Here is a 14,099-nt window from a genome sequence, read left to right on the forward strand (position 1 = left end):
CAAAGTTTGTCAGTTAATTATGGCGGTCAATGAAACGCTGCCAATGCAGTTGCAGGTTTATTTGTCGGACGTTTTGCAGCACGGTATTTAATAATTGCATATCAGCAAAGCGTTGTTCGTTGAAATCTTTAAAACCAAGCAAGTAGTTAAAGGCGTCTTTGCAGTTGGCTTGCAGTGCATGAATTCGCACTTGTTGTTCAAAGTTAAGCCGTAAGCTACTAATTGCGGTTTTCATACCTTGCTGATCAACAGTAGGAATAGCGCACTTTTGCAAATAACCAGCGCGTTCACCTTCACCCGAAAACCAAATACGTACTTTTTCGCTATAACGGCCTGATTTTGCAGGTAAATCAAACATCAGTCGTTGTTGATTTTGATTTGCTAAAAAGTCTAAGTACTGATCAAGCCCAGCATCGAGTAATGCATTATGGATAGGCACATAGCGGGGTTTTATCTTGCCATGTGTATGAAAATCAAAGCAGCGAATGCCATCAAGGGTGACAATATTATCAAGGGTTAAATGGCCAATTTCATCGCTGTAGGCACCAGTATAATAAGCAAATAAAGGCAGCCAAAAGTGCCAATGCTTAGCTTGTTCACGTGCTAAACGCTGATCACCGTAAATGTAACCATTATACAGGGTATGTAATTCCATGGCCGAAAAGGGCCTACGACCAAGATGGGACTTCAACCTAATACCTTGATAATAAAGATGTGTCGAAGAGTATACCTGATAAGTATCAAGTTTCCAGCTTAACGACACTGCCATAAATACGGCCGTGTCGTTATAAGCTTAAGGATTGCTATTAATCGCAAAGAGCTTTAGCTAAACCAACCGGTTCGATTTCAACGCATACTTGATCATCGTTCCAGTTTAAACCAACAAGCGCATCATCTTCGTTTAGGTCTTCAACCCACTCATCAAGAAATTCGTCTAGGCCAATTTCAACAGGGGTATAGTCTTGCCACTCATCTTTACATTGTGCTTTTGCAGCGTCTTCAGTACCCCAAAGTAATAGCACATCTGTGTCGCTAAATTGGTTTGATTCACAGACAACAAAACCACCATCTTCGGCACCCAGTGCCCACATAGATTCGTTCAAACGAACTTTTTCTACAAAGCTAACTAATTCTGATTCAATTTCGATATCGCTCATTTGCGTAACCCTTATCTTTATTTTCGTGGATCTGTTCGTTGTACTGCCGCTTTATCGGCGAATTTATGATAAAAATCAACTAAGTTATTTAGTTGGCTAAAATCAGTTAATTCGCGGAAGCGGATCCAATCTAGCAAGCAGTATAAACTGATGTTGAGGTATTCACAGCTTTTAAATACTGGCTCCGATAAATGAGTATTTAAATAGGCTAATGTTTCAACAATTCGTTCATTCTGTAAATTAAAAAATAGTTTATCGCTGCTGGTATCAAACCCTGAGCGCTGACAAAGTAAAATTTCTACCAGTGAATCATTGCAGGCATTAATAATGGTTAAGTAGTTCTCTTGCTGCCAGCTAAGTAATGGCTGATCTGCTTTTTCGAGCAGGTAGCGAATAATGGAGTTGGAATCACATAAGGTAAAATCATGGTCGATTAATACAGGAATTTTTCTGGCAGGGTTATGAGCAATCATGGTTTGTCTGTCTTGCTCAGAGAAAATATCCAAATTAATAAAATCAATAGCTAGGTTATTAAGTGCAGCCCAAATCCGAATACGGCGCACAAAAGGTGAGGTGGTCGAGCCTAAAAGTTTCATTTTGAGATCCTTCGCAAAAAAAAGCCGCTATGAAGCGGCTTTTTGAAATCGATTTGTAAATTAGTCAGTACGGCTTGTTACTTCTAGAAGATGATAACCAAACTGGGTCTGCACTGGGCCTTGTACTTGGTTTATTGGTGCAGAGAAAACGACTTTGTCGAACTCTGGAACCATCATGCCAGGGCCAAACTCACCTAATGCACCACCATCTTGACCTGAAGGGCAATTAGAATGAGCACGAGCAAGCTCTGCAAAGTCAGCTCCTTGCTCAATTTGCTGCTTTAAATCCAAACAGTGAGCTTCACTGTCTACGAGAATGTGTCTTGCACTGGCTACTGCCATAACATCTCCCTAATGTGTGTTTTAGTATTAAATCACTAGTTTAGTTCAATATTTACCGAACGAAAAATTAAATTTATTTTGCAGTCAGCTCAGCTTCAATTGCATCGCGTAAAGTTTGCGATTGTGGCTTAGTTTTACTATTAAAGCGTTGCACTGTCTTACGATCTGCAGACACTAAATATTTGTAAAAGTTCCAGTTAGGTGAGCTGGTTGCTTCATTTAGGTGTTTGAATATTGGGTTCGCATCGCTACCACGAACGGCACTGGTAGCCAACATATTGAAGGTTACGCCATAATTGATGAAACATACTTTTGCCGTGTCTTTTTCATCGTCTTCTTCTTGAAAAAAGTCATCTGATGGAAAACCTAGCACAACTAAGCCTTGGTCTTTATATTCTTTATGAATGGCTTCTAAACCTTCAAACTGGCCGGTAAAACCACAATTACTAGCGGTATTCACAATGAGCAGTGGTTTGTCTTTGAATTCGCAGAAGTTAATTGACTCTTTTGAGCGTAACTTTCTCATTGTGACATTGGTAAAATCATCACATTGGCTGCTTGCTTTAGCTGTTGGTACCGCCTCTGTGGTTTGTGCTGCAAGGTTGGTTGTTATTAGGCCTGCTGCAAGTAACAAAGCATATTTATACATAGTTATTTCCCGCTAGTTATTTGTGATGAATATACGCTAATATGCAGCAAAGTGATCATTTAATTTCAGCTATTTATGACGATTCGCAAAGCAACACAAAACGATTTAACTGATATAGTCGCGATTTATAACGAGACCATCCCTGGGCGTATGGTTACCGCAGATACCGAAGAGGTGTCGGTGGCAGACAAACAAGCTTGGTTTGATAGCCATACAGAAAAAAGACCTATCTTTGTTTTTGAGCAACAAGGTAAAGTAATTGCTTGGTTAAGTTATAAGTCTTTTTATGGCCGCCCAGCTTACGATGGCACGGTTGAGATTAGTATTTACATCACCCAGCAGGCTCAAGGGCAAGGGCTAGGAAAGCAACTGCTTATATTTTCAGAACAGCATGCAAAAACACTTGATATCAAGGTGTTATTAGCTTTTATATTCAGCCACAACCTACCCAGTATAAAACTGTTTAATCGCTTTGACTACAAGGTTTGGGGAGAGCTCCCTGAAATTGCAATTATGGATGATAAAGCTTATGGCTTGACAATTTTGGGTAAGCACTTGCAGCCTTAACCTTCTCAAAAACTAGTAAAAAAATACGGTGTAAATTGTGCGGTAAAAGATTTTTAGACTACGCTAAAAAGGTCAGTTTTTATAGTGAGTCTTATTTACGGTGCGAAAAATATTAATAGTTGATAGTAATAGTGTACTTGCGATGCGTGTAAAAGTTCTACTCGAGCTTATCGGTTGCGAAGTTGAGCTATTACACTTTTCAATGATAGATGATACCGTTCTAAAACAGCAATATGATCTCGTTGCTGCTTCACATGGGGTGCCAACAAGTATCATTGAAGAACTAATGAATGACTTTTCTCAAGAGCATTTCTTATTACTCGCACCGAAAGCACAACGCAGTGACTTACTTGAACATTTTAGTGAAATTAACCGTCTCTTACCTAATGCCGTTGTTATATACCCTTTTTTCGCAAATAAAGAGATAAGCACGCTTCTAGAGGGAATATTAGAATTAGACAGCGACAATATTCTCAAACTTCCTACTGTATTGCTCGTTGATCATTGTCCCGACCGGTTACAAAAAATAGCGCAAAACTTAAAGGGCGCGCATATCAAAACCATCACCGCTGATAACATGAGCTTTGCAATGGAGTTAATTCATGAGCATGCAATTGATTTATTGATTAGTGATTTTACTTTTGAAGATGGAACAGGGCTTGAATTGTTTATAAAGCTGAAGTCGTTACAGCCTGAAAGTCGTTGTTTATTGTATACCTCAAAGCCTGATCAAGTTTCCATGGTTGCTGCCATTCGTCAGGGTGTTGAAGATGTTTTGATCAAACCGATTGATGATAATGGTTTATTGCAATCAGTTCATAAACTATGGCAAACAGAGCTTCTCAAACGTCATAATTCAGAACTTGTTGAAAGACTTCAGAGTACCGTTGATGCGCTTATAGAAAAGGACAGTTTATTAAGAGTTATTTTTAAGCATACTCCCGACGCTATTATTTTATTTGAACGATGCGGAAAGGTAATCGAAACCAACGATGCCTGTGAACAATTATTTGATAAACAGCACCATGAATTTGAAAGCTGTTCGGTATTTGATTTTTTTGATGAGCCTTCAATAACACGTATTAAAGAAAAAATTACGACGCTAAGTAAAAACCGCCAATTTAGCTGTGATCTAAGAATGCTTAAAAAAGATGGCAATGATATTCCATTAGTGGGATCGTTTAATGAAATAGATCATCACGGCGAGATTGCGTTAGCGGGGATCTTTAAAAACGTTACACACTTAAAAGAAAAGGAAGATTTGCTACTTGAAGCAAAAGATTTGCTTGAAGAAGAGGTAAAAGCGCGAACAGCTCAACTAGAGCACGCAAAAGATGTGGCTGAAGCTGCAAACTTAAGTAAGTCTGAATTTTTAGCGAATATGTCTCATGAACTCAGAACGCCAATGCATTCAATCTTAAGTTTTGCTCGTTTTGGACTTGATAAAGTTGCCAACAATGATCTGAGTAAAGACAAGTTAAATAAGTATTTATCGCGTATAGAACAAAGTGGTGAGCGCTTATTGTCACTGCTTAATAATTTGCTTGATCTTTCAAAACTGGATGTTGGTAAATTTCCCTTTAATCCGCAAAAACATAACCTTAGCAGTATTATAAAAACCAGTATTGATGATGTCTCTGGGACTGCTCTTGAGAGAAATATTGCTATTCGTTTAATTGGCTTTGAGAAAAGTATTTTGCTCGATTGTGACGAAGAGCAGATAAACCAAATAATGCGCAACTTGCTTGGTAATGCACTTAAATTTAGTGAGCCAGCCAGTGAGATAGATATTCAGCTAGCTATGAATAATGAAATGGCTGAAATATCAGTAATAGATCGTGGTATAGGAATTCCAGAGTCTGAACTTGAGAAAATTTTTGCGAAGTTTGAGCAAAGTAGTAAAACCAATAGTGGTGCTGGAGGTACAGGACTTGGTTTAGCTATTTGTCGTGAATTTGTAGCCTTACATCAAGGAACGATTACGGCAAGAAATAATGAATATGGAGGTGCAACTATTTTAGTAAAGCTTCCATTGAGGATAGATCTACCTCAACACTTAGCGAATGAAGATAGATCTGTAAAGTTAAATTAATAAAACGGAAGTGTTAGACATGGCCTTAAAGAGAATTTTAGCCGTCGATGATGAACCATTTAACTTAGAAATAATTGAAGAGATTCTTGAAGAACTCGACTTTGAACTGAAAATGGTCAGTAGCGGTCCAGAGTGTTTGGCAGTAGTTGAAGAGTTTGATCCTCAGGTTATTCTGCTTGATGTGAGTATGCCACAAATGAGTGGTTATGATGTTTGTCGAAAACTAAAAGAGAATCCAAATACCGAGAAAATCATCGTTATGTTTGTTTCAGCAAGAGGAACGGTTGAAGAGCGTATGGAAGGCTATTCAGTCGGAGCTGAGGACTATATAGTTAAACCATTCGGGCATGAAGAATTAAAGCTTAAACTGCAGCACTTACATCAAGTATTGATAGAAAAAGAATCGCTAGAGCAACAAGTTGAAGATGCGACTTCAACAGCATTTAATGCCATGGCAAACAGCAGTGAAATGGGGCAAATAGTCAACTATATCGAGCATATAGGTGCTATTGAAGATGAGCAAGAGCTGGGTAAGGCTCTGCTTATCTGTCTAAGCTCATTTGATTTACAAAGCAATGTTGAGTTTCGCTTAGAGTCTGGCATTGAGCACTTTTCAATTTCGGGCATGTGCTCGCCAATCGTTATTGAGTTATTTGAAATGCTCAAAAATAAAGGCCGACTCCATGAATTTTCGAATCGAATTTTAGTCAATTACGAAATGATTAGCTTACTAATCTTAAATATGCCAGACCAAGACCCTGATAAGCATGGTCGAATTCGGGATCATATTTGCTTTTTAGTCAGTGTTACAGAGCAGCAGCTTAAAGCGATCATCACAAAAAAAGAATTGCTCAGACAACAGCAACAACTTAATGATGCTGTAGGTAAAGTTCACAGCAAGTTTTCGGGACTCATCGAACTTCTAAATGAAAATCGTGTAAATAACGAGGCTGTATTTAAGCAGCTTCAAGAAGACTTAGAACGACGTATACCAACCATGGGCTTAGATGAGGACCAAGAGGTTTTTATCTATCAAAAGGTCGACGAAACCATTCAAAACTCTGTTGCACGTGAAGAGTCAGTTCAGGGAGTAAAAGCGGCATTCAAAGAGATTGAAAATGATTTATCGCAATTATTAAAGCAGTAGCACTACTTATTTCGAGGTTGCTCAGTTAAAAGATTAAACACTGAACAGATCATTTCTACAGGTGGTTTCTCAAAAACGGGCTCTGAAAGTTAAACAATAACACAACGTTGATTTTTACCTTTAAGAGCTCGAAGTACTTGTTTTATTTTACTGCTATTTTTCAAATTAAATTTTATTAAATTTCCATTGTTATTTTTTCTTGTTTACATTAATTTAACTAAACAAGGGTTTGTACTAACATGGAATATACAGAATGGATGCTTACTGCAAAAAATTAACTTATCTACTTCTTTTCTTTATTTTTTTTATACATGAGACTGCAACGGCGATAGTTGGTGGGTCGGTAGAAATATTTCCTGCTCCTCAAACACCCTCAAATTTCAGTTATTCAATTGAAAATCAAGGGATCAGTATTTTTTGGGTTTGGGGCAGTAATAGCGGTGGTCCCTTACCCTATTACAGTAGTGTTAAAACCCAAATAAATCAGACTAATAACTTCATCTATCCACAGCCTCTACCCTGTTCGAATTGTAATAATGATAGAATGACTCATTTTGAAATTGAGGTATCTGAAAATAGTGGCCCGTATCGTCGCGTTACGACCTCATTAAGCAGTGCTTACCGAACGTATTATTTTTCATTTACTGGGGCGCAAACATATCGTTTTCGAATAAAGGCTGTGAGCGAGTACACTTTAACTACACCGTATACGTATAAAAGCAGTCAGTATTTAACAGGGCCACTTATAAGTATTTCGTCACAAAATAAGCTTAATAAGCCAACTATTTCACCGAGTTCACAGGCTGTGACGGTGAGTACACCCATCAGTATTAGTTCATCGCAAACGGCTTCGATTATTTATAAGCTGGTTAATAAAGGGAGTGCGTGTGGTACAACTGGTTTTAATGCTTTGGCGGGGTCGTTTACTTTATCTTCAAGCAAACGTGTGTGTGCTAAAGCGACTAAATCAGGTTGGTTGGATAGTGATATCGCTTATAAAGATTATAGCGTTACTAGTAGCTCGCAAGGCTATGCCTCTGTAACAACAAGCACCCCTACAAATCAAGCTGGGTTTAATGAAGCCAGTGAACCAATAGTTGATAATATAGGCACAATTAAAGGGCAAGCAGGAGTGAGTGGTGGAGCAGCGACGTATCACATTCCAATTGAACTCCCGCCAGGCCGTGCCGATATGCAGCCTAATGTATCGTTAAATTATTCTTCAAGAAGTGGCAATGGTATTGCCGGTATTGGTTGGTCATTGTCTGCGGGTTCAAGCATTACTCGTTGTGCTGCCACTTTTGCACAAGATGGCTTTACCCAAAACCCACAATACAATAGCAATGACCGTTTATGCCTTGATGGTCAAAAACTTATAGCAACGACGGGTTCATATGGTAATTCAGGCACACAGTATCGCACTGAAATAGATAGCTTTGTTCGTGTGACACAAAATGGCTCATTAAACGGCAGTTCAACATGGTTTAAAGTGGAGTATAAAAATGGCCGCGTTGGTTACTTTGGAAAGGAGGCTAAATCACGGTTAGTGCACGGTGGAAAAACAGCGGCTTATTCATGGTTAATCCAATATCAACATGATGCAACTACTAAGAACTACATTCATTACGAGTATGAGCAGTTTGGGGTGGGTGAGAAGTTATTGACTGATATTTACTATACAGGAGTAAATATGACTTCGCGGGGTAATAGGCGTATATCTTTTCTTTATGATAATTTATCTGAAGCTTACTCAGGCTATCAATGGGGTGGTAAGTTCACAATTACCAAACGGCTTAGTTCTATTTCGTTGTATTTACCAGAATTTCATCGAGTTTATCAGAACAATTATATTGATAACCAATTAAAAAAAATAACTCTTTGCAAAACCTTTGACTGTGGTATGGATTCAGAGCTAGCCCAAACTGTATTTACTTGGGATGATGTTAATTTGGGTTTTGAAAGTTCAAGCAAGCATCCCTATGCTCATGTAAATTTTGATGAAACGGATCTAAGGTTAAGTACGAATTCATTTTATGATACTAGTTATGATTATACAGGAGATGGGATATCAGATATTAGGATGTTTGAAAAAATCCAACAACTTTCAGGTAGTGCATATACATTCGACATCTCTGATTTACCAAATATCTATAAACCGTATGATCGTAACATTCATGATCATGTGGTGTCAGGTTATATTGATTACAACCAAAATGGAGTATCGGATTTTGTATATTTAGATAGTGACAAAAATATTTCAATAGCAGAATTTAATGCTGAAAATGGTAGTTATAACTTGTTATTAAGTACTGATATTAGTGCTAGTTGCTTAGTTACGCAGGGGAGTGATAATAAACCTGTTTATTCGCCTAGAATTCCACCTTGTCAAAGTTTCTCGAAAGATATCAATAATGATGGTTTTTCAGATTTATTAATTTATTTACCAGCGACCAATAGTTACTCTTTCTATCAGCGTAATACAGACTCTAAGGGCTTACCAGATGAAGGGTTTACACTTAAAGCAAATTTTCCAAATTTTGACTTTAGTGATACTGCTCTCGATATGTCACTAAAATCAGCGATTGCTATCTCTGATATTAATGGGGATGGAACTCCAGATTTATATCATCGAGCATTGGCTATGTGGATTGAACTTGAATATACAGAGAGTGGTTTAATCACTAAACAGCATAACTTAAACATCAATCCTGAGAGCGTTACTGCGATTCGAACTGGAAAAGTGAGTATTTGGCTAGATAGCAATGCAGATGGATTACTGGATATCATGACTTTGAAGGAGTCAAATAGCGGGCAATTGAAATGGTATCTCCATATCAACCATGGCGCCGGCAACTTTGGGAGCGAGATTGATACCAAATTAATTGAACGAACTCTTTCAGCAGTAGATCCTGGTTTTTTAAATGGTTTTATTAATGTATTTGATTATGATCAAGATGGTCGTTTTGACCTTTTAGTGCCTAATAACCTCAAATATCGTTATGACTGTTGGGACTTACAGAAAAATATGGACTGCATCATTGCAGATGAAGATGCAGGGTTCGATTTTAATGAAGTATTTTATCCATATAATATCTGGTCTTGGAAAGTGCTTAGGTTTAACCCTAATACAAATGAATTTGATGATGTTGGTCTACCTGAAACAGTGTTGGGAGGGTTAGCAACTACAAATCTAGTAGACCTAAATAGTGATGGTAGGCAAGACGTAGTAACTACATTTGGTTTTAAAGAGTATGTAGGCCAGTTGCAATGTAGACCTAGCTCTAGACCTAGAAGTTCAGGGCAAATTTATTGTTACCCAGACAATGCCCCTAAAGTTGGAATTTACGCTTATATTTCTAAAGAAGGTAATAACCGTGTAATTAAAAAAGTTTCTGATATTTTTGATAAAAAAGTAGAGTTTAAGTATCAGCAATTAGGGCTTGACGCTAATACTTTTGATGGTATTTATACAGTAAATAATTCGCCGCTATCAGATAAAACAATGCGAAAATTAGGATCTTCTCAACTCGTGGTTAGTCAGGCTCTCTGTCAAGATGGGATTGGTAGTGAAAAACTCTTTAATTACCATTACATTGATGGAGTTTATCAAACTCAAGGCCGTGGCTTTATGGGCTTTAAGTCCATTATTGAAGAAGATGTCACCAAAGGTATTGTCACGCAATCGGATTTTGAACAGGTTTTTCCTTATCAGGGCAAATTAACACGCCAAGCCACTTTTGCGAGTGACGACTTTGGTGCTTATGATTTATTAGGTTCAGCAGCAACTGAAGTGGATGCACTTAGCTTTAAAGAAATTGAATGGCAAGATAATCCTCACCATTCAGTTGCTGGGGTCTATAGCGTGTACCCTAAAACAACAAAAATAGTAACTAGACTTCCTTCTACAAGCGAGAATAGTAGTAACTCTTATTCTAAAACGAACGTGTCTACTCAAACTGTTACAGTTAATAGCGTTGATAAATATGGCAATGTAAAAGAGAAAGTCACGCAAATTACAGACAGTTGGGGTGTTAACAAAACAACTGAAGCGATGAGTTACGATTACGATGAGAGTACATGGTTCATTGATAAGCTAACTGCAAAAACGGTGACTAAACATGCGCTGACGAACCGTAATTCGCAAGACCCAATTACGACAACAACAGAGTTAGATCCAACCACAAAAGTAGTTACTGACCTTACAAATTATCATGCAAACAGAAAGCCGAGAAATATAACGGTTAGTGGTTTGCATGGTTCTTCAACGTCTGGAAAGGGCAGTTCAACGGCAATAACTTACAATAACTATGGGTTGCCAACACAGGTTAGCGTGACAGCAAAAGTGCGCAATAGTAGTGGTTCGTGGGTAAATCAAACTAGAACAACTAAAACGGCTTATTCAAAAAACGGCAATACAATTGCAGTTGATGGTTATTTCCCGTATGAGCTAAAAAATGCCAAAAACCATTTATCTTACACCCATGTTAATCCAGCAACAGGTCAAGTGACAAAAACGCGCCAACAACTAAGTGGCTCATCGTATTTAACGACTGATTATACCTATGACGATTACAACAGGCCTTACAGCAGCAAAACCGATGGTCACCCCAGAGTGTACACTGCGGTGCAATTACCCGATGAGCACGCCCCTAATCATGCGGTTATGCAAATGGTTAAAGTCAGTGCGGGTATGCCAACACAAAAAGTCTATCAAGATAAGTTAGGCCGTGTATTGCGCACCGCAGTGGAGGACTTTAATGGTGACTGGGTGTTTACCGATGTAACGTACAATACTTTAGGTTATAAAACGTTCGAATCAATACCTTACAAAGAAGGTAATACTGCATATGGCGTAAGCTATACAGGTTACGATATTCTTGGTCGTTTAACTGAAAAAGTGACGAATCAACAATGTGGTGATATGACCACGACTTATGCATATGCTGGATTGAAAACGGATATAACCGCATCTGAAGATTGTGAAGGTAAGACGATTGATATGTCACGTACTTACAATAGCCTTAAGCAGTTAATGGAAACGGTAGACGCGAATAATGGCGTTACACGTTACAGCTATAATGCACAGGGCCTTCCTGTTGTTATTCAAGATGCAAATAGCAATAAAATCATTGCTAAGTACAATGCGCTAGGGCGTAAAACCCACGTTAATGATCCTAACCAAGGTGTGACCAATTTTGACTACAATGGCTTTGGTGAGCTGCAAAAAGAGGCGCGGGTTGACAGCAAAACACTTACCTTTATAACAGATGTACTTGGTCGTGTAACACGTCGAACAGCAACCGGTGAAAATACCTTAAATTATACCTACGACGGTGCAAGCTATGGCCTTGGGCAGTTAAACCAAGCGACAGGTAATGGCGTTACAAAATCATTCAGCTTTGACAGCCTTGGTAGACCAGCAACACAAACCCTTACCGGCAGTGGTAAAACGTATAAAACAACCACGTTTTATGATGCCAACTACGGGCGAGTTAAAGGGTTACGCTATCCAAATAATTTAACGCTAAGCTACGACTATACAAACAGTGGCTACCTGCAAAGTGTTAAAAATACGGCAAGTGGGTATATCTACAAAACAGTGACTGACCAAGATGTGTTTGGCAACATCACGGCGGCTGATTTAGGTAATGGTACGTCAGAAACGTCTACATTCAGTAGCCGAAATGGGCAAATGTTGTTGAAAGCGGTTGCTAAAGGCAGTAATAGCCTGATGAATATCAATTATCAAGGTTACGATGGCTTTGGTAACTTAACCCAAGTGGATGTCACCACAGGAAATGTAGGGATTGACCAACATCAATTTATCGAAACCTATGAGTACGATAACTTGCATCGCCTAGAGCGCAATTTGGTGGATGGCTATGAAGTTACTAGTTACAGTTATGATGCGATAGGTAACTTATTATCAAAATCAGATTACGCTACGCAATATGACTACATTAATGGCTCAACAGGTGGACCAAATGCAGTTAAACGTGTTTATCGTAATGGCTGGAAATCAATTGGTTATGATGCTCGTGGTAACATGACGAGCGGTGATGGTTTAACCAGTGCAATTTATAATGCAATGGACAAGCCTACGCAAATCAAAAAAGCGGGTAAAACGCTTGATTTCACTTATGGCCCGCAACATATGCGTTTTAAGCAAGTGAATGGCAGCGTAACCACCTTCTACAGTGACAAATTGTATGAAGAAGAAGTCAACGGCAGTAAAACTACATGGCGTGCTTATGTCGACGACATTGCAGTTATAAGCCAAACAACTAATGAAAGCGCCACAATCCGTTATACACATAAAGACCGCTTGGGTAGTGCCCGTATATTTACAGATAAAAATGGTTATGTAACGGCCCAGCGTAATTTTGACCCATTCGGTAAACCTCGTTTGGCAAGCGGTAGTTTAATGCCATACGGTAATTCAAAACTAAATGACTTAGATAAAGCTAAAACGCGACGCGGCTTTACCGACCATGAGCACTTGGATGATGTAGAGTTAATCCATATGAACGGTCGGGTGTACGATTATAACCTTGGGCGTTTTATGTCTGTAGACCCCGTTATTCAAAGCCCAACGAATAGTCAGAGTATTAACCCTTATTCGTACATAATGAATAATCCGCTCAGTGGTACTGACCCGACAGGGTATGAGTCCATTGACGTGTCAGGCATTCGTCCTGATTGTGGTGGTCCACTTAGCTGTTGGGATAAGCCAATTGAAGATCTATTCAGAAAACAAAATAAGCGAAGTGGAAATACATATAATTCTTCTAACTCAAGTAATGGAGCGCAGCAGCAAAGTTCAAGTCAATCGTCATCAGTAGAAACCGCAGATATTGGTTCACCATCGACAACTGCAAAAGGTAATAATAGTACCAGTGGAGGATTGAGTAGCGACCAACTTAGTCAAATTTACTCTGATACAGCCTCAACTATTGGTAATGGAGCCACAGCAGCGGTCGGTAATTTGATTCCAGATATGGTCAATGGCATTGCTGACTGGACTGAGCGTTTTCTTCATCAAGATTCAGGCTCGCTAGGCAGGATGGACCAATGGGTAGATGTAGATAATGATATTGCCCAAGGTGTTGCTAATGACTTTAGAAAAATTACTGCTGTAGGTACAGCAATGATACCTGTAATGCGTGTAAATGCGAATGCGGGAAGTATTAAAAATGTAAACCCTCTAAAAGGAAATCAGAATTGTGCAAACTGTGTTGTTGCCACTGATGCTACTTTATCAGGAAATCCTGCGTCAGCTCTTGGAGGTGGGCCATTCTCAATTAAAGTGCTCCAGAGACATTATGGTAGATCTTTTTCCTCACCAATTAGTGTAAGTCAAATTTCAACTATAATGGGTAACGCGGGGCATGGTTCAAGAGGTATAGTTTTTGGATCTCGTGGGAATAGAGTTGGTCATGTTTTTAATGTTGTAAATCAAAAAGGAAATATAAGGTATCTTGACGGACAATCAGGAAAAGCTGCGGATTTAGCAGGATACGATAGTTTTAGGTTATTAAGGACTAACTAA

The 14,099-nt window shown here is 38.7% G+C and carries 9 protein-coding genes; 4 read left to right on the top strand and 5 right to left on the bottom strand.

The window, feature by feature from the left end; genetic code table 11:
* Positions 1-13: 13 nt before the first annotated feature.
* From ISP07_RS07890 to ISP07_RS07910, 5 genes are all read right to left on the bottom strand, one after another.
* Complete coding sequence (locus ISP07_RS07890) at positions 14-691, bottom strand: hypothetical protein (RefSeq protein WP_209327293.1); 678 nt, start codon at positions 689-691, stop codon at positions 14-16.
* A 115-nt stretch (positions 692-806) separates the two neighbouring features.
* A complete protein-coding gene (locus tag ISP07_RS07895) occupies positions 807-1,157 on the bottom strand; it encodes a DUF2750 domain-containing protein (RefSeq protein WP_054552718.1) in 351 nt (116 codons plus the stop codon).
* A gap of 17 nt (positions 1,158-1,174) precedes the next feature.
* Positions 1,175-1,753, bottom strand: a complete 579-nt coding sequence (locus tag ISP07_RS07900) for a glutathione S-transferase family protein (protein WP_209327294.1) — start codon at positions 1,751-1,753, stop codon at positions 1,175-1,177.
* A 60-nt stretch (positions 1,754-1,813) separates the two neighbouring features.
* Positions 1,814-2,095 (bottom strand): peptidylprolyl isomerase, encoded by a 282-nt coding sequence (locus ISP07_RS07905; RefSeq protein ID WP_054552716.1) that lies wholly within the window; start codon positions 2,093-2,095, stop codon positions 1,814-1,816.
* 73 nt (positions 2,096-2,168) lie between these two features.
* A complete protein-coding gene (locus ISP07_RS07910; RefSeq protein ID WP_166338784.1) occupies positions 2,169-2,744 on the bottom strand; it encodes a glutathione peroxidase in 576 nt (191 codons plus the stop codon).
* A 75-nt stretch (positions 2,745-2,819) separates the two neighbouring features.
* Here ISP07_RS07910 and ISP07_RS07915 point away from each other — a divergent pair, with 75 nt between their 5' ends.
* From ISP07_RS07915 to ISP07_RS07930, 4 genes are all read left to right on the top strand, one after another.
* Positions 2,820-3,311, top strand: a complete 492-nt coding sequence (locus ISP07_RS07915; protein WP_054552714.1) for a GNAT family N-acetyltransferase — start codon at positions 2,820-2,822, stop codon at positions 3,309-3,311.
* A gap of 142 nt (positions 3,312-3,453) precedes the next feature.
* Positions 3,454-5,403 (top strand): sensor histidine kinase, encoded by a 1,950-nt coding sequence (locus ISP07_RS07920; RefSeq protein WP_166338788.1) that lies wholly within the window; start codon positions 3,454-3,456, stop codon positions 5,401-5,403.
* Positions 5,404-5,422: 19 nt separating this feature from the next.
* On the top strand, positions 5,423-6,550 hold the full coding sequence (locus tag ISP07_RS07925) for a response regulator (protein ID WP_209327295.1): 1,128 nt from the start codon (positions 5,423-5,425) through the stop codon (positions 6,548-6,550).
* Between the two features lie 544 nt (positions 6,551-7,094).
* A complete protein-coding gene (locus tag ISP07_RS07930; protein WP_228290551.1) occupies positions 7,095-14,099 on the top strand; it encodes a toxin glutamine deamidase domain-containing protein in 7,005 nt (2,334 codons plus the stop codon).

This window comes from Pseudoalteromonas sp. PA2MD11, assembly GCF_017808125.1.
Taxonomy (GTDB): Bacteria; Pseudomonadota; Gammaproteobacteria; order Enterobacterales; family Alteromonadaceae; genus Pseudoalteromonas; species Pseudoalteromonas simplex.